Here is a 15,147-nt window from a genome sequence, read left to right on the forward strand (position 1 = left end):
GAGCTGTGACAAGAACAAGCTATCGAGCGGCATGACCATCGACACGACCCCCAAAATGCGCTGGTGGGACCGGCTCGCCCATCCCGGCCAGTTCTTGGCCTGGACCGGCTATCTCGTCTGGCCGCTGATCATCCTCACCGCGCTGCTCTTCGCGCTCGGGCTCTATTTCGCCTTCTTCAATTCGCCGGCCGATTACCAGATGGGCGATACGGTGCGCATCATGTATGTGCATGTGCCCAGCGCCTGGCTCAGCCAGTTCGTCTATGGCGCCATGGCCGTTTCCGCCCTCGGCACCCTGGTCTGGCGCCATCCCATGGCCGATGTGTCGATGAAGGCCGCTGCCCCGCTCGGCGCCGCCTTCACCGCCATGGCCCTGTTCACCGGCTCGATGTGGGGAAGGCCCACCTGGGGCACGTTCTGGGAATGGGATGGGCGCATGACCTCCACTCTGGTCCTGCTGTTCATCTATCTCGGCATCATCGCGCTCTGGCGCGCCTTCGACGACCAGCTCCGCGCCGCCCGCGTCATCGCCGTCTTCACCCTGGTGGGCGCGGTCAATGTGCCCATCATCAAGTTCTCGGTGGATTGGTGGTCGACCCTGCACCAGCCGGCCAGCGTCTTCCGCGCCGACGGGCCGACCATGCCGCCCTCTCTGCTCATCCCGCTTTTTATCATGTTCTTCGCCTTCACCTTCCTGTTCATCACCCTGCAGGTGGTGACCATGCGCACCGAGGTGCGCCGGCGCCGGGTGATCACGCTGGAGCGCAAGGCCGCGCGGGAGACCGGAGCATGATCGAACTGGGACAGCACGCCACTTTCATCGCCGCCGCCTATATCGGCGTCTTTGCCGGCATTGCCGGCCTGAGCCTCTGGGCCGTCTTCGACAGCCGCCGGACCACCCGCCGGCTGGAGGAACTCGGGGACCGGCGCCGCTGATGCGTTATCTGTTCTTCGCCCTGCCGCTTGTGCTCCTCGCGGCCCTGGTCGGCGTCTTCGCCTTTTCCATCGATCGCGATGCGGGCCTAGTGCGGTCGGTGCTGATCGACAAGCCGGCCCCCCAATTCACCCTTGCCGCGGTGGAGGGCATGGACGTGCCCGGCTTCGACAATGCCGCCCTCCTGGGCGAGCCCAGCCTGGTCAATGTCTTCGCCTCCTGGTGCATTCCCTGCCGGGACGAGCATCCGCTGCTCGAAAGCCTCAAGGCCGAAACTGCTATCCGCATGTACGGCATCAATCATTCCGACGCGCCCGAAAATGCCCGCGCCTTCCTGGCCGAGCTGGGCAATCCCTATGACGCGATCGGCGCCGACCGCGACCGGCGCGTCTCCATCGACTGGGGCGTCTATGGCGTGCCCGAAACCTTCCTGGTCGATGCCAATGGGGTGATCGTCTACAAGCATGTGGGCCCGCTCACCCCCCGCGCCATCGAGACCGAACTCAAGCCAGCCATCGCCGCCTTGCGCTCCTGAACCGCGTTCAGCTTTCATTCAGCTTTGGACGCGCATTTTGTCGCCAAATTCGCGGTGCAGAAGAGCCTATATGTTGCGTTTGCTGAAAAAATTCGCCTCCGACGAAACCGGGATCAGCCTGGTCGAATATGGCCTGATCGCCGCGATCATCACCGTGGCCACCACCTTTGCCGTCTCCGCCGCCGGCTATAATATCACCGATATTCTGGGCTGATCCGCCGTCCCGGCCTTGGCCCCGTGGCGCTTCTGCTTCATGCTGGGGCCAAGGAGATCATCATGGCCCGCATCGATCAAGCCCACCGCCTCATCGAGGCCAGCCCGGAAGCCGTCTATGACGCCATGACCAGCGCCGAGGCCCTGGTGGCCTGGCTGCCGCCCACCGGCATGAGCGGACAGATGCTGGAATTCGACGCGCGCCCCGGCGGCCATTACAAGATGATGCTGCGCTATGAGGACGCGGCCATTGCCGGCAAGAGCGGGGACAATGCCGACATCGCCGAAATGCGCTATCTCGACCTGGTGCCCGGCGCCCTGGTCTCCCAGGCGGTGGATTTCGTCTCCGACGACCCGCTCTTTTCCGGCACCATGGTGATGAACTGGCTGCTGGAAAGCCGGCCGGAAGGCACGCTGGTGACCATCCGCGCCGAAAACGTGCCCGCGGGCATCAGCGCGGCGGATCATGCCGAGGGCCTGGCCTCGTCGCTGGAAAACCTGGCGCGCTATGTCGAAGGCGAACAGCGCTAGGGCGGTCCCATTGAGCTGGAATCGCGGCTCCATCGCCTCCCTCCCCCTTGAGGGGAGGGAATGAGGGTGGGGGTCCATCAGCGGATCACTGAACGCCCCCCACCCCGGCCCTCCCCTCAAGGGGGAGGGGGCAAAGAACCGGCCCTGTCGCGCAAGCCGCACCATCCCCACCCGATTGGGTTGGATGAACGATCTAGAAATCGCTGGTGAGACCCTTGATCTCCCAATCGCCGTAGCGGCCCGGCTCGAGCCCGCCGCGGCCGCCCTTTTCCTTGGGCGCCATGGCCGTGGCGGCGTCGATCTCGAGCCGCCGCGCCTCGGCTTCCGCCAGGGCCCGCCGTGCTGCGGGCGACAATACCCGCGCTGGCCGCGTTTCGCTCTCGGTCTGCTGCTCGCTCATTTCCACATCCGGGGTGACATTATGCGCTTCCGCTTGCACGGAACCGGCAGACACACAACATAGTTGCTCGAAAGATCCAACCCAAGGGGTTCGACCCATGTTCAATGCCTTCCGCACCTTTGTCCTGCTTGCGGGCATGACCGCGCTCTTCATGGTGGTGGGCTATTTCATCGGCGGCACCGGCGGCATGATGATCGCGCTGGCCTTCGCCGCAATGACCAATCTCTTCGCCTATTGGAATTCCGACAAGATGGTGCTGCGCATGCAGAATGCCGTCCCGGTGGAGCGCTCCCGCGCACCCGAGCTCTATGACATGGTGGACGTGCTGGCCCAGCGCGCCGGCATTCCGACGCCCGCGGTCTATGTCATCGAGACCGATCAGCCCAATGCCTTCGCCACCGGCCGCGACCCGAACAATGCCGCCGTAGCCGTCTCCTCGGGCCTGCTGCGCCAGCTCGAAACCCGCGAAGTGGCGGGCGTGGTCGCGCACGAACTGGCCCATATCAAGAACCGCGACACCCTGACCATGACCATCACCGCAACGCTGGCCGGCGCCATTTCGGCCCTGGCCCAGTTCGGCCTGTTCTTCGGCGGCGGCAATAATCGCGACAATCCGCTGGGCGGCATCGGCGCGCTGCTCATGGTGTTCCTGGCGCCGCTGGCCGCCATGATCGTGCAGATGGCGGTGAGCCGCACCCGCGAATACGAGGCCGACAAGGACGGCGCCGCGATTTCCGGCGATCCGCTGGCCCTGGCCTCGGCGCTCAACAAGATCGCCAGCCTGGCCGGCCGGCAGGTCAATGTCGCGGCCGAGCGCAACCCGGCCATGGCGCATATGTATATCGTCAATCCCCTCAACGGCGCCCGGATGGACAATCTCTTTTCCACCCATCCCGATACCGGCAACCGCATCGCGGCGCTGCAAAGGCTTGCAGCCGAGATGAGCGTGGACGATAAGGAGCGCCATTCCCAGCCCCGTCCCCGGCCCGCCTCCAGCGGCCGCGATATCGGCGGCGGCTGGCGCGTGCCGACCGTGGGGCGCACCGAAGACGATGGCGGTGCGCGCGGTCCCTGGGGATAGAATCGAACCGTGGCGCATAAACCCGATCCTGCGGGCCTGAAACTCCGCCTCATTGCCGCCCAACGGCTCCGCGCCGTGCTGGGCGGCGACCATTTCGTCCCGCTCGACGCCGCCGACCTGCCGGATGGCCGCGACCGGGCCCTGGCCAATCGGCTGATCAACACTGCGCTGCGCCGCCATGGCCAGATCGACGTGATACTGGCCGAATTGCTCGAAAAGGGCCTGCCGTCGCGCTCGGGTTCCTTCGAGGCCGTGCTGCGCCTGTCGCTGGCGCAATTGGTGTTCCTGCCCGATCTGGGCGCCCATTCCGCCCTGTTCCTCGCCGTCGAGGCCATCAAGCGCGACAACAAGGCCCGCCATCTCGCCGGGCTGATGAACGCCGTGCTGCGCAAGGCCCAGTCCAATTCCGCCCGCTATGGCCTGATGGATGAGAGCCTGGTCCTGCCCGAACCGGTGCGCAAGCGCTGGAGCGATCTCTATGGCGCCGAGGCCCTGTCCCGCTTCGCCAATGCCCTGATCGAGGGCGCCCCGCTCGATCTCACCCTGCGCGACGACGATCCCGGCCTGGTCGAGGCCCTGGGCGCCGAAAGGCTGATCGCCGATACGGTGCGCCTGGAACAGCGCGACCGGCCGGTGGACGCCCTGCCCGGCTACGCGGAGGGGCGTTTCTGGGTGCAGGACGCCGCTTCCGCCCTTCCTGCGCGCCTGCTGGCCCTGCCCGAGGCCGGCGCCGTGCTCGATCTCTGCGCCGCCCCCGGCGGCAAGACGGCGCAATTGACCAAGGCCGGCCACCGGGTGACCGCGCTCGACAATGACCCCAGCCGGCTGGCCCGGCTGCGCGCCAATATGGAGCGCCTCGGCTACGATCCCGAACTGGTCGAGGCCGACGCCGCCAATTATGCGCCGCTCGCCCTTTTCGATGCCGTGCTGCTCGATGCGCCCTGCTCGGCCACCGGCACGTTCCGCCGCCATCCCGAAGTGCTCTGGCACCGCTCGGCCGGCGACATTGCCGGCCGCGTCCGCCTTCAACAGGCGCTCCTGGCCAATGCCTTCCGCTGCCTGAAGGCGGGCGGGACGCTGATCTATTGCACCTGCTCGCTGGAACCCGAGGAAGGCGAATTGCAGGTGGATTGGGCGCTCGACGCCTTGCCCGGGCTGGAGCTTTTTCCCATAAGGCCCGAAGAACTGGCCGATTTGCCGGAAATCGTGACCCCGCGCGGCCTGGTCCGCACCCATCCCGGCATCACCCCCGGCCAGGGAAATGCGGGCATGGACGGGTTCTTCGTGGCGCGATTCCGCCGAACGCGGTAAACAAAGCGTGAAGTGCGTCGCCCAAGCCGGCGGCAAGGACGAGTGAGATTGGCTGACACAGCGCGCCAGGCGGGACAAGGACAGTGAACGGGCGGTTGCTAGAAACCGGCCGGCAACTGGCTTTGGGCCTTGCCGACCAATTGGTCACCCTGCCGCTGCTGCGCTGGACCTGGCGGGGCCAGGGCGACATCGCCTTTGCCGGCGACCTGCCCGATTTCCGCCCCGCCGACCGCGAGGCGGTGCGCGAGATGATGTCGGGCCGCTATCTGCTGGCCTCCAAGCTGTTCGAGACCGGCGGCGCCTCGCCCTTCTCCATCGATGCCGACCACCCCGATTGGTGGAACAATCTGCATGCCTTTTCCTGGCTCCGGCATTTTCGCGATGTCCGCGATCCCGGCGAACGGCTCTTCGCCCGCACCCTGGTGCTCGACTGGATCGGCCGCGAAGGCCAGTTCGAGCATGACAGCTGGACCCTGACGCTGACATCGCAGCGCGTGCTCAACTGGCTGCGCCACCTGGCCCTGCTGCTCGACGGCGCCACGCCCGACCAGGCCCGCACCATCCAGCGCAGCCTGGGCACCCAGGTGCAGAGCCTGCGCGTGCGCGGGGCCCTGGCCGCCGATCCCGTGGAAACGCTTTTCGCCGCCATCGGCCTGCTCGGCGCCGAATTGTGCAATGTCGCCGACCTGCCCGATATCGACAATGCCGTGGCCCGACTCGATGCGGTCCTGGCCAGGCAGCTCGACCATGACGGGCTGCACCTGTCGCGCAATCCGCGCCTGCAATTGGCGCTTCTGACCGAACTGACCAGCCTCAAGCGCGCTTTGGGCCGGCATGGCAGCCCGGTCATGGCGGAATTGTCCAACCGCATCGACCGCATGCACGAGGCGCTGGACGCCCTGACGCTGTCGAGCGGCGAGCCCGTCTATTTCAACGGCTGCGGACAGGTGCCGCACGATATCCTGGTCGCGGTCCAGGCCAATGGCCCCACCGCCTCGCGCCATTCGCGGCTTCTGGGCGGCTATGGCATCGTGCGCGCCGGCGACAGCGTCGTCATCGCCGATACCGGCCTGCGCCCGCCGCCCGGCTTCGAGGCCGAGATGCATGCCAGCGCCCTGGCCTTCGAATTCGCCCATGGCAGCGAATTGATCGTCGGCTCCTGCGGCCCCGCGCCGTCCGACATGCCGGAAAGCCGCGCGCTCTTCCGCCAGGGCATCGCCCATTCGGCGCCCACGCTGGACGCGGAAGACGCCGTGCCGAAGACCAGGGGCCTGCCGCCGGTGGAGCTGGATGGGGCCGAGCACATGCTGGCCATGACCAGCGCCGCCTATGCCAGTGGCTTCCAGGCCGAGATCGAACGGCGGCTGACCCTGCTCTCGGACGGCACGACCCTGGTGGGGCAGGATTGCATCCTGGCCCGGGGCGAGGCGCCCAGCGGCCGGCTGGCCATCCGCTTCCACCTGGCCCCCGGCATCATGGTGCGGCATGCCGGCGGCGAGGGCATGGCGCGGCTGATCCTGCCCAATGGCACGATCTGGAGCTTTCTCTGGGAAGGCGCCGATTTCCACGAGGAGGACAGCGTGCGCCAATCCTCCTATCTCGGCTTCCACCGCACCCGCCAGCTCGTGCTCGAAACCGAGGTCACGCCCGGTGCCGAGATCGCCTGGATTTTCACGCTGGAACAGCAATAGCGATTGGCCTTTGCGGCGCTTCGTGTTAGCGAGCCGGCGAAATCCTCCTCAATTGACGGCGAGACATTCCCCATGGGCAAGACGGTACAGGTCGGGCGCGCACTGCTTTCGGTTTTCGACAAATCGGGGATGACCGAATTCGCCAGGGGGCTCGCCGAAGCCGGCGTGGACCTGGTTTCCACCGGCGGCACCCATCGGCTGATTTCCGAGGCCGGCCTGCCGGTGCGCGAGATTTCCGACCTCACCGGCTTTCCCGAAATGATGGATGGCCGGGTCAAGACCCTCCATCCCAAGGTCCATGGAGGCCTGCTCGCCGTCCGCGACAATCCCGCCCACACGGCGTCGATGGACGAACACGGGATCGGCCCTATCGACCTGGTCGCGGTCAATCTCTACCCCTTCGAGAAGACCGTCGCCTCCGGCGCTTCCTATGACGAGATCATCGAGAATATCGATATCGGCGGCCCCGCCATGGTCCGCTCCGCCGCCAAGAACCATGCTTTCGTGACCATCGTGGTCGATCCCGCCGATTATCCGGCGATCCTCGAGGCTATCAAGGCCGGCGGCATTCCCTTCGAACTGCGCCAGAAGCTCGCCGCCAAGGCCTATGCCCGCACCGCCGCCTATGACAGCTTTATCTCCGCCTGGTTCGCCAGGGAGATCGATTTCCAGGACGTCCCCTGGCGCAGCTTTGCCGGCACGCTGAGCGAAGTCATGCGCTATGGCGAGAACCCGCATCAATGGGCCGCCTTCTACAAGAACGGCGAGGATCGCCCGGGCGTCGCCACCGCCAACCAGGTGCAGGGCAAGACGCTCTCCTACAACAATATCAACGATACCGACGCCGCCTTCGAGCTGGTCAGCGAATTCGACCCCGCCGAAACGGCCGCCGTCGCCATCATCAAGCATGCCAATCCCTGCGGCGTCGCCGTGGCCGGCGACTTGAAGACTGCCTATCTGAAGGCTTTGCGCACCGATCCGGTCTCGGCCTTTGGCGGCATCGTCGCCACCAATCGCGAAATCGACGCCGCAACGGCCACCGAGATCGTCAAGGTCTTCACCGAGGTGATCGTCGCCCCCTCCGCCACGCCGGAAGCCCAGGACATCATCGCCGCCAAGAAGAACCTGCGCCTCTTGCTCACCGGCGGCGTCGCCGATCCCAAGGCCGACGGCCTCATGGTCAAATCGGTCGCCGGGGGCCTCCTGGTCCAGGGCCGCGACAATCGCAATGTCGATGATTGCGACCTCAAGGTGGTCACCAGACGCCAGCCCACCGAACAGGAACTGATCGACCTGAAGCTGGCGGCGAAAGTGGCAAAACACGTCAAGTCCAACGCCATCATCTATGTCAAGGACGGCGCCACCGCCGGTATCGGCGCCGGGCAGATGTCGCGCGTGGATTCCGCCCGCGTCGCCCATCGCAAGTCGATCGACGCCGCCGCGGCCGCCGGGATCGAGGGCGCGCTGACCCAGGGTTCGGTCGTCGCTTCCGACGCCTTCTTCCCCTTTGCCGACGGACTCGAAGCCCTGGTCGCCGCCGGCGCCACCGCCGTGATCCAGCCGGGCGGCTCGGTGCGCGACGACGAAGTGATCGCCGCCGCCGACGCGGCCGGCATCGCCATGGTGATGACCGGCATGCGCCATTTCCGGCATTAGCCCGTTCTATCCTGCTGCTCGATCCTTCCCGCCGTCGTCATTGCCGGGCTTGTCCCGGCAATCCATCTTCGCTTGGTCCCGTATGGACCACCCGGATAAACCGGGTGGTGACGATCTGCGCTGACTTGGCGCCGGCCATAACCGTACCCGAGAGTACGGTTATGCTTGACCCCCGGCCCGGCTTCGCATTAGAACCGATCCAAACTTCATTCCTGCTCGGAAATATGGAAATGACCAAGGCCCGCACGCTCTACGACAAGATCTGGGACGACCATCTGGTCCAGAACAACGAGGACGGGACGAGCCTTCTCTATATCGACCGGCACCTGGTGCACGAAGTGACCTCGCCCCAGGCCTTCGAAGGCCTGCGCCTGAACAATCGCAAGGTCCGCCATCCCGAGCGCACCCTGGCCGTGGTGGACCATAATGTCCCTACGACCGACCGTTCCCTGCCCAATCCCGATCCGGAAAGCGCCATCCAGATCGCGGCCCTGGCAGAGAACACCAAGCATTTCGGCATCGAATATTACGACCCCTTCGACGTCCGGCAGGGCATCGTGCATATCGTGGGTCCGGAACAGGGCTTCACCCTGCCCGGCATGACCATCGTGTGCGGCGACAGCCATACCTCGACCCACGGCGCCTTCGGCGCGCTGGCCCACGGCATCGGCACCTCCGAGGTGGAACACGTCCTGGCGACCCAGACGCTGATCCAGCAGAAGGCCAAGAACATGCTGGTGCGTGTCGATGGCCAATTGCCCGAAGGCGTCACCGCCAAGGACATCATCCTCGCCATCATCGGGGAGATCGGCACGGCCGGCGGCACCGGCCACGTGATCGAATTCGCCGGTGAAGCCATCCGCTCGCTCTCCATGGAAGGCCGCATGACGGTCTGCAACATGACCATCGAGGGCGGCGCCCGCGCCGGCCTGATCGCCCCGGACGAAAAGACCTTCGCCTATGTCAAGGATCGTCCCCGCGCGCCCAAGGGCCAGGCCTGGGACATGGCGCTCGATTATTGGAAGACCCTGCATACCGATGAGGGCGCTCATTACGACAAGGTCGTTGTGCTCGACGCCGCCAAGCTGCCGCCCATCGTCTCCTGGGGCTCCTCGCCCGAGGACGTCATCTCGGTGCAGGGCGTGGTGCCCAATCCCGACGAGATCGCCGACGAGACCAAGCGCGCCTCTAAGTGGCGGGCCCTGGACTATATGGGCCTCAAGCCCGGCACCCCGATCACCGACATCAAGCTCGACAAGATCTTCATCGGCTCCTGCACCAATGGCCGCATCGAGGATCTGCGCGCCGCCGCCGCCATCGTCAAGGACCGCAAGGTCGCCGGCCATGTCTCGGCCATGGTCGTGCCCGGCTCCGGCCTGGTCAAGGCACAGGCGGAACAGGAAGGCCTGGACGTCATCTTCAAGGATGCCGGCTTCGAATGGCGCGAGCCCGGCTGCTCGATGTGCCTGGCCATGAACCCGGACAAGCTCAAGCCGCAGGAACGCTGCGCCTCGACCTCCAACCGCAATTTCGAGGGCCGCCAGGGCTTCAAGGGCCGCACCCATCTGGTCTCCCCCGCCATGGCCGCGGCCGCCGCCATTGCCGGCCATTTCGTCGATATCCGCGAGTGGCAGTGAGGGCTGCCCTGGATTGATCGTCATCACCGGGCCATCCTCGGGCTTGACCCGAGGACCCGGTGATCCATCCTTCAGCGCTCGCGGAGACATGGATTGCCCGGACAAGCCGGGCAATGACGATGGTATGGAGACGCTTTGGATGGGCCATTCAGACAACGGCTGGCACGACCGCTACGCCCCCAGTCTCGACGATTTCGAGGCCATGGCGATCGACGCCCTGGCCAATCTGCCCGAGCCCTTCAAATCGCTGGCGGCCGATGTCACCTGCTCGGTCGCCGAATTCGCCGAGGATGACGTGCTCGAAGGCTTCGGCATGGAAAGCCCCTTCGAATTGATGGGGCTGTTCCACGGCATCGGGCTGACCGAGGACGGCGCCGTGCCCCAGACCGGGCAATTGCCCAATACCGTCTTCCTCTATCGCCGCGCCATTCTCGATTACTGGGCCGAGCACGACGACAACACGCTGGGCGAGATCGTCACCCATGTGCTGATCCACGAACTCGGCCACCATTTCGGCTTTTCCGACGACGACATGGAGGCCATCGAGGCCGCCGCCGACGCCGAAGAAGGGCATTAGTCCCTGTCCACGAAGCTGAACTCGGCCTCGTTGCCGCCCGCCGGGTCGTCGGACACCATCAGCGCCAGCCCGCCATTTTCGAGCGCGGCGAACCATTCCTCCCAGCTCACCAGCTGAAAGCCGCCCAGCCGGTCGGGCCCCTCGTTATTGTCGGCATTGAGGATGTCCTGCCCGAAGGACAATTGCAGCACCGTGCGCGTCTTGCTGCCCTCGGGCACATCCATCAGCACCGGATTGCCGCCCCGGGCAATGACCCATTGGCGGATGGCGTCGCGGTCGGTGAGAATCTGGGACATGGCAGGCTCCGTTATCGTGTCCTTGAGAAAGCACAATTGCCGTGCAAGGTTCCGTTGCCGCCACGAGGAGCCATCCATGTCCGTTCGTTCCCGCCCCTTCGCCGCCCTGGCCCTGGCCGGATTGCTCGCCCTGCAGCCGCTCTCGGCCCTGGCCTGCACCATGCCGAAAACGGCCGGGCTCAACCCCGCCGACCAAGAGCGGATGCGCGATTTCTGGGGCGCGCGCAGCCAGGGCCTGGCCGAAGCCCTGGTCGCCGAATCCGCCGGCGACGCCCCGCTTCAAGCCATTCCCGACGGCGATTATCGCTGCCGCACCATCAAGCTGGGCGGCCTCTTGCCGCTGACCGTCTACTCCGCTTTCGACTGCACCATTTCCGGCAACGGCACCCGCATCGACAAGCAGACCGGCTCGCAGCGCTTTTCGGGCAGCCTTATGCCGGCCGGCACGGCGCTCTTTTACCGGGGCGCCCTCAATTACGACGACGAGGCCCCCCTCGCCTATGATGCCGATCCGGAGCGCAACCAGGTCGGCTGCCTCTATGGCGTGCCCGATAATGGGAGCGGCCCGCGCTATCGCCTCGAATTGCCCCGGCCCCATTTCGAGTCCAATCACGACGTGATCGAGCTCGTTCCGAAACGCTGAGCATTTGCGTTGCCGGCGCGGCCTGCTAAGGAGCGCCGGACACGTCTGGAAGCGGCCATGACAGAAAAGACCAATCTCATCCTTCTCGGCACGATCGGCGCCGCCCATGGCATCAAGGGCGAAGTGCGGATCGCCTCCCATACCCAGGACCCCGAAGCCATCGCCACCTATGGGCCCCTGGCCACCGACCGGCCCGGCCTCACCATCGTCATCGAGACGGCCCGGCTCAACAAGAACGTGCTCGTCGCCCGGCTCAAGGGCATCCGCGACCGCAACCAGGCCGAAGCGCTCAACGGCGTCTCCCTGTTCGTCGCCCGCGACAGCCTGCCCGAAACCGGGGACGAGGACGATTTCTACCATGCCGACCTCATCGGCCTCGATGCCCGCCTGGTCGAAACCGGCGCCAGCATCGGCGCGGTGATCGCGCTGCCCAATTACGGCGCCGGCGATCTCATCGAGGTGCGCGATCCCCGCTCCGGCGATACCTTCCTCTTCCCCTTCACCAAGGCGGTGGTGCCGGAAATCCGCGTCCACGAAGGCTATCTCACCATCGCCCCGCCCCTCGATGCCGAGCCGGGCGAGGAAGAGCCGGATTGATGTTTTCCGCCGATATCGTCACCCTCTTTCCCGAACTCTTTCCCGGCCCGCTCGGCGCCTCGGTGCTCGGTCGCGGCCTCAATGACGGGCTCTGGCGCCTGGGCGCCCATCAATTGCGCGATTTCGCCCAGGACCGGCACCGCACCGTGGACGACACGCCGGCCGGCGGCGGCGCCGGCATGGTGCTCAAGCCCGATATCCTGGCCCGGGCCATCGATGCCATCGCCCCCTCCGGCGATCCCCGGCCCCGCATTCTCATGTCGCCGCGCGGCGCGCCGCTGACCCAGGCCAGGGCGCGCGAGCTGGCCATGGGTCCGGGCGCCGTCATCGTCTGCGGGCGCTTCGAGGGCGTGGACCAGCGCGTCATCGATGCCCGCGGGCTCGAGGAAATCTCCATCGGCGATTATGTCCTGGCCGGCGGCGAAGTCGCCGCCATGGTGCTGCTGGAGGCGGTGGTGCGGCTGATCCCCGGCGTCCTCGGCGCGCCGGACAGCCGCGACGAGGAAAGCTTCGAGAACGGCCTGCTCGAATATCCGCATTTCACCCGCCCGCAGAGTTTCGAGGGCCGCGACATCCCCGCCGTGCTGGTTTCGGGCGACCATGCCAGGATCGCCAGGTGGCGCCATGAGCAATCGCTGGCCCTGACCCGGGCGCGCCGGCCGGATCTGCTGCTTCCGAAGACCTCATCCTGAGCCTGTCGAAGGACGAGGTCGGGACCGCAAGGGCTGCAACCTCCTGGTTCGACAGGCTCACCACGAGGTCTTGACGGAATCCGCGGGCTTTCGCGGCCCAAAACACTGGACTCTTCCCCCGTTTTCGCCTATGAGCCGCCCATTCGCGTGGCCGGCGTTTCGGACCGGCGCGCGGCAAGACCAAGAAGACTGCCCTTCCGTTACCAACCAAGACCGGGCGACGGGGTCGAAAGACCCGAAAAGAGTCGCTCCCACGAAAAGATCGAACGGATCGAAAATGAGCAATATTATCGAACAGCTCGAAGCCGAGCAGGTCGCCGCGCTGGCCGCAAAGCGCGAACTCCCCGAATTCACCCATGGCGACACCGTCAAGGTCTGGGTCAAGATCCGCGAAGGCGACAAGGAACGCCTGCAGGCCTATGAAGGCGTCGTGATCGCCCGCTCCGGCGGCGGCATCATGGAAAGCTTCACCGTCCGCAAGATTTCCTATGGCGAAGGCGTGGAACGCGTCTTCCCGATCTATTCGCCCAATGTCGCTTCGGTGGAAGTGATCAAGCGCGGTAAGGTCCGTCGCGCCAAGCTCTATTACCTGCGTGATCGTCGCGGCAAGTCGGCTCGTATTTTCGAATCGACCAGCGCCCGCACCCGCAAGATCGAGGCCGGCGAGCGCGAAGCCGCCCAGGCCGCGCGCGAAGCCCGCGAAGCCGAAAAGATCGCCGCTGCCGAGGCCTTTGCCGCCGCACAGGCTGCCAAGGACGCTGAAGCCGCGGCCGCCGCTGCCGAACAGGCCGCTGCCGCCGAAGGCGAGGCCAAGAGCGAATAAGCTCGGCGCCAGAATTGATCGGAAAAGCCCGGCCCGTGCGCCGGGCTTTTTATTGGCCATGACCGCCAGTAGCGATTCACGTGAAACGGTCCGCCGGCATGGCGCCAGCCTCCTGCCACGCCCTGTCGCACCGGCGCCATTTCCGGCTTTACCCCCGGCCCCGCCTTGGCGATAACAGGCCTGCCCGTCCCATGCGATTCACCCGGACTACGCCATGACCCTTTCCGTCGTCACCTGGAACATCAATTCGGTTCGCCTGCGCCTGGGCATGGTGCTCGATTTCCTCGCGCAATATCAGCCCGACGTGCTGATGCTGCAGGAGATCAAATGCACCAATGACCAATTCCCCACCAATGCCTTCATCGAGGCCGGCTATCCGCACCAGGCCGTGCATGGGCAGAAGGGCTATCATGGGGTCGCCATCCTGTCGAAATTCCCGCTGACCGACATTTCCAGTCGCGTCTTCTGCGAAATCCCCGAATCCCGGCACATCTCGGCCCTGGTCGATCTCGGCCACGGCCCCTTCACCCTGCACAATTTCTACATTCCCGCCGGCGGCGACGAGCCCGATCCGCTGATCAATCCCAAATTCAAGCACAAGCTGGGCTTTCTCGACGAGCTCAAGACCTGGTTCGGCGATCCGGCCTTCCAGCGCGGCCATCTCATTGCCGGCGATTTCAACATCGCGCCGCATGAGAACGACGTCTGGAGCCACAAGCAGCTCCTCAAGGTCGTCAGCCATACCCCGGTCGAGACCGAGGCCCTCAACGCCCTGCTCACCGGCGGCCATGGCTGGGTGGACCTGGTGCGCAAGCACGTGCCCCACGATACCAAGCTCTATTCCTGGTGGAGTTATCGCAGCCCCGATTGGGACAATTCCGACAAGGGCCGCCGGCTCGACCATATCTGGTCCACCGCCGACATCGCCGAGCGCTCCATCGGCGCCGAAATCATCCGCCCCGCCCGCGGCTGGACCGACAAACCCAGCGACCACGTCCCCGTCATCGCCCGCTTCGCCCGGCCATAATCTCGGCAGGGGGTGTCACATCGCGCTTGCCGGACGATATTCGCCCAACCTCCACCCCCACAATTCGTCACCCTCGGGCCCGACCCGAGGGGTCTCACCGAAGCTTCCCCACGCGCCGCGCTGCCCCCGGGCCGAACCACCACACGCACCATGGCGCCGGTTCAAATCCTGAACGCCCTCGGGTCAAGCCCGAGGGTGACGAGCGATGGGTGGCGTGATCATACGGCAAACGCCGAACCCTCACCTCCCCCTTGACGGGCTTCGAGCCGTCCCGCAGGGCAAATCTCTCCGGCGGAGAGATTTGAGGCGAGAAGGCCATGAGCGCAACGCGCGAATGGCGGGGAGCTGCCCTAGGCACCGCCCCCCACCTCCCCCTTGACGGGGGAGGTAGCGCAGCTTGGCCGTAAGGCCTAGCGAAGCTAGGAGGGGGTGCTCCCACGCACCGGTGCCTCGGCACCCTGCCACCCGTCCCCCACCCCAGCCAGCCATTCGAGCATAGCTCT

Annotated in this window: 18 protein-coding genes; 16 read left to right on the top strand and 2 right to left on the bottom strand. The window is 65.9% G+C overall.

Going from position 1 to position 15,147, the window contains the following annotated elements; translation table 11 throughout:
* Positions 1-31: 31 nt before the first annotated feature.
* From A3840_RS02190 to A3840_RS02200, 5 genes are all read left to right on the top strand, one after another.
* Positions 32-793 (top strand): heme ABC transporter permease, encoded by a 762-nt coding sequence (locus tag A3840_RS02190; protein ID WP_067451168.1) that lies wholly within the window; start codon positions 32-34, stop codon positions 791-793.
* Positions 790-936, top strand: coding sequence for a heme exporter protein CcmD (locus tag A3840_RS19245; protein WP_109442262.1), 147 nt, complete (start codon positions 790-792; stop codon positions 934-936). The genes A3840_RS02190 and A3840_RS19245 overlap by 4 nt, the downstream gene beginning before the upstream one ends.
* Positions 936-1,469, top strand: a complete 534-nt coding sequence (locus A3840_RS02195; protein WP_067451172.1) for a DsbE family thiol:disulfide interchange protein — start codon at positions 936-938, stop codon at positions 1,467-1,469. Before A3840_RS19245 ends, A3840_RS02195 begins: the two co-directional genes overlap by 1 nt.
* 70 nt (positions 1,470-1,539) lie before the next feature.
* On the top strand, positions 1,540-1,683 hold the full coding sequence (locus tag A3840_RS19250) for a Flp family type IVb pilin (RefSeq protein ID WP_109442263.1): 144 nt from the start codon (positions 1,540-1,542) through the stop codon (positions 1,681-1,683).
* Positions 1,684-1,745: 62 nt separating this feature from the next.
* On the top strand, positions 1,746-2,213 hold the full coding sequence (locus A3840_RS02200; RefSeq protein ID WP_067451223.1) for an SRPBCC domain-containing protein: 468 nt from the start codon (positions 1,746-1,748) through the stop codon (positions 2,211-2,213).
* 193 nt (positions 2,214-2,406) lie between these two features.
* Here the strand turns inward: A3840_RS02200 and A3840_RS02205 are convergent, their stop codons facing one another.
* Positions 2,407-2,613 carry a DUF1674 domain-containing protein gene (locus A3840_RS02205; protein WP_067451226.1) on the bottom strand — a complete coding sequence of 69 codons (207 nt, stop codon included), beginning with the start codon at positions 2,611-2,613 and terminating at the stop codon, positions 2,407-2,409.
* A gap of 97 nt (positions 2,614-2,710) precedes the next feature.
* Here A3840_RS02205 and htpX point away from each other — a divergent pair, with 97 nt between their 5' ends.
* From htpX to A3840_RS02235, 6 genes are all read left to right on the top strand, one after another.
* The gene (gene htpX, locus A3840_RS02210) at positions 2,711-3,694 is read left to right on the top strand and encodes a zinc metalloprotease HtpX (protein WP_082903585.1); all 984 of its coding nucleotides are present in this window, start codon (positions 2,711-2,713) and stop codon (positions 3,692-3,694) included.
* Positions 3,695-3,703: 9 nt separating this feature from the next.
* Positions 3,704-5,005 carry an RsmB/NOP family class I SAM-dependent RNA methyltransferase gene (locus tag A3840_RS02215; RefSeq protein WP_082903586.1) on the top strand — a complete coding sequence of 434 codons (1,302 nt, stop codon included), beginning with the start codon at positions 3,704-3,706 and terminating at the stop codon, positions 5,003-5,005.
* Positions 5,006-5,088: 83 nt separating this feature from the next.
* Positions 5,089-6,696, top strand: a complete 1,608-nt coding sequence (locus tag A3840_RS02220; RefSeq protein ID WP_131798225.1) for a heparinase II/III family protein — start codon at positions 5,089-5,091, stop codon at positions 6,694-6,696.
* 72 nt (positions 6,697-6,768) lie between these two features.
* Complete coding sequence (purH, locus tag A3840_RS02225; protein WP_067451177.1) at positions 6,769-8,352, top strand: bifunctional phosphoribosylaminoimidazolecarboxamide formyltransferase/IMP cyclohydrolase; 1,584 nt, start codon at positions 6,769-6,771, stop codon at positions 8,350-8,352.
* A 230-nt stretch (positions 8,353-8,582) separates the two neighbouring features.
* Positions 8,583-9,989: a 3-isopropylmalate dehydratase large subunit gene (gene leuC / locus A3840_RS02230; RefSeq protein ID WP_067451232.1), complete on the top strand. Its 1,407-nt coding sequence runs from the start codon at positions 8,583-8,585 to the stop codon at positions 9,987-9,989.
* 139 nt (positions 9,990-10,128) lie between these two features.
* Positions 10,129-10,566, top strand: coding sequence for a metallopeptidase family protein (locus A3840_RS02235; protein WP_067451234.1), 438 nt, complete (start codon positions 10,129-10,131; stop codon positions 10,564-10,566).
* Here the strand turns inward: A3840_RS02235 and A3840_RS18940 are convergent.
* On the bottom strand, positions 10,563-10,862 hold the full coding sequence (locus A3840_RS18940) for a hypothetical protein (RefSeq protein WP_067451183.1): 300 nt from the start codon (positions 10,860-10,862) through the stop codon (positions 10,563-10,565). The two genes, A3840_RS02235 and A3840_RS18940, sit on opposite strands and share 4 nt — an antisense overlap.
* Positions 10,863-10,938: 76 nt before the next feature.
* On the opposite strand from A3840_RS18940, the gene A3840_RS02245 reads away from it, so the two are divergent.
* The 5 genes from A3840_RS02245 to A3840_RS02265 all read left to right on the top strand — a co-directional run bounded on the left by A3840_RS02245 (position 10,939) and on the right by A3840_RS02265 (position 14,644).
* Entirely contained in the window at positions 10,939-11,505 is a 567-nt protein-coding gene (locus A3840_RS02245; RefSeq protein ID WP_067451187.1) for a DUF4893 domain-containing protein, read from the top strand.
* A gap of 57 nt (positions 11,506-11,562) precedes the next feature.
* Positions 11,563-12,102 carry a ribosome maturation factor RimM gene (gene rimM, locus A3840_RS02250; RefSeq protein ID WP_067451190.1) on the top strand — a complete coding sequence of 180 codons (540 nt, stop codon included), beginning with the start codon at positions 11,563-11,565 and terminating at the stop codon, positions 12,100-12,102.
* Complete coding sequence (trmD, locus tag A3840_RS02255) at positions 12,102-12,794, top strand: tRNA (guanosine(37)-N1)-methyltransferase TrmD (protein WP_067451192.1); 693 nt, start codon at positions 12,102-12,104, stop codon at positions 12,792-12,794. The genes rimM and trmD overlap by 1 nt, the downstream gene beginning before the upstream one ends.
* A 277-nt stretch (positions 12,795-13,071) precedes the next feature.
* Positions 13,072-13,617, top strand: coding sequence for a 50S ribosomal protein L19 (rplS, locus tag A3840_RS02260; protein WP_067451195.1), 546 nt, complete (start codon positions 13,072-13,074; stop codon positions 13,615-13,617).
* 214 nt (positions 13,618-13,831) lie between these two features.
* A complete protein-coding gene (locus tag A3840_RS02265) occupies positions 13,832-14,644 on the top strand; it encodes an exodeoxyribonuclease III (protein WP_067451198.1) in 813 nt (270 codons plus the stop codon).
* The last annotated feature ends 503 nt before the right edge of the window (positions 14,645-15,147 follow it).

This window comes from Devosia elaeis (assembly GCF_001650025.1).
GTDB classification, from domain to species: domain Bacteria; phylum Pseudomonadota; class Alphaproteobacteria; order Rhizobiales; family Devosiaceae; genus Devosia; species Devosia elaeis.

Excerpts from the sequence above, each read along its gene's own strand:
- A3840_RS02190 (WP_067451168.1), top strand. The coding sequence starts at position 32 with ATGACCATCGACACGACCCCCAAAATGCGCTGGTGGGACCGGCTCGCC.
- A3840_RS19245 (WP_109442262.1), top strand. The coding sequence starts at position 790 with ATGATCGAACTGGGACAGCACGCCACTTTCATCGCCGCCGCCTATATC.
- A3840_RS02195 (WP_067451172.1), top strand. The coding sequence starts at position 936 with ATGCGTTATCTGTTCTTCGCCCTGCCGCTTGTGCTCCTCGCGGCCCTG.
- A3840_RS19250 (WP_109442263.1), top strand. The coding sequence starts at position 1,540 with ATGTTGCGTTTGCTGAAAAAATTCGCCTCCGACGAAACCGGGATCAGC.
- A3840_RS02200 (WP_067451223.1), top strand. The coding sequence starts at position 1,746 with ATGGCCCGCATCGATCAAGCCCACCGCCTCATCGAGGCCAGCCCGGAA.
- A3840_RS02205 (WP_067451226.1), bottom strand. The coding sequence starts at position 2,613 with ATGAGCGAGCAGCAGACCGAGAGCGAAACGCGGCCAGCGCGGGTATTG.
- htpX (WP_082903585.1), top strand. The coding sequence starts at position 2,711 with ATGTTCAATGCCTTCCGCACCTTTGTCCTGCTTGCGGGCATGACCGCG.
- purH (WP_067451177.1), top strand. The coding sequence starts at position 6,769 with ATGGGCAAGACGGTACAGGTCGGGCGCGCACTGCTTTCGGTTTTCGAC.
- leuC (WP_067451232.1), top strand. The coding sequence starts at position 8,583 with ATGACCAAGGCCCGCACGCTCTACGACAAGATCTGGGACGACCATCTG.
- A3840_RS02235 (WP_067451234.1), top strand. The coding sequence starts at position 10,129 with ATGGGCCATTCAGACAACGGCTGGCACGACCGCTACGCCCCCAGTCTC.
- A3840_RS18940 (WP_067451183.1), bottom strand. The coding sequence starts at position 10,862 with ATGTCCCAGATTCTCACCGACCGCGACGCCATCCGCCAATGGGTCATT.
- A3840_RS02245 (WP_067451187.1), top strand. The coding sequence starts at position 10,939 with ATGTCCGTTCGTTCCCGCCCCTTCGCCGCCCTGGCCCTGGCCGGATTG.
- rimM (WP_067451190.1), top strand. The coding sequence starts at position 11,563 with ATGACAGAAAAGACCAATCTCATCCTTCTCGGCACGATCGGCGCCGCC.
- trmD (WP_067451192.1), top strand. The coding sequence starts at position 12,102 with ATGTTTTCCGCCGATATCGTCACCCTCTTTCCCGAACTCTTTCCCGGC.
- rplS (WP_067451195.1), top strand. The coding sequence starts at position 13,072 with ATGAGCAATATTATCGAACAGCTCGAAGCCGAGCAGGTCGCCGCGCTG.
- A3840_RS02265 (WP_067451198.1), top strand. The coding sequence starts at position 13,832 with ATGACCCTTTCCGTCGTCACCTGGAACATCAATTCGGTTCGCCTGCGC.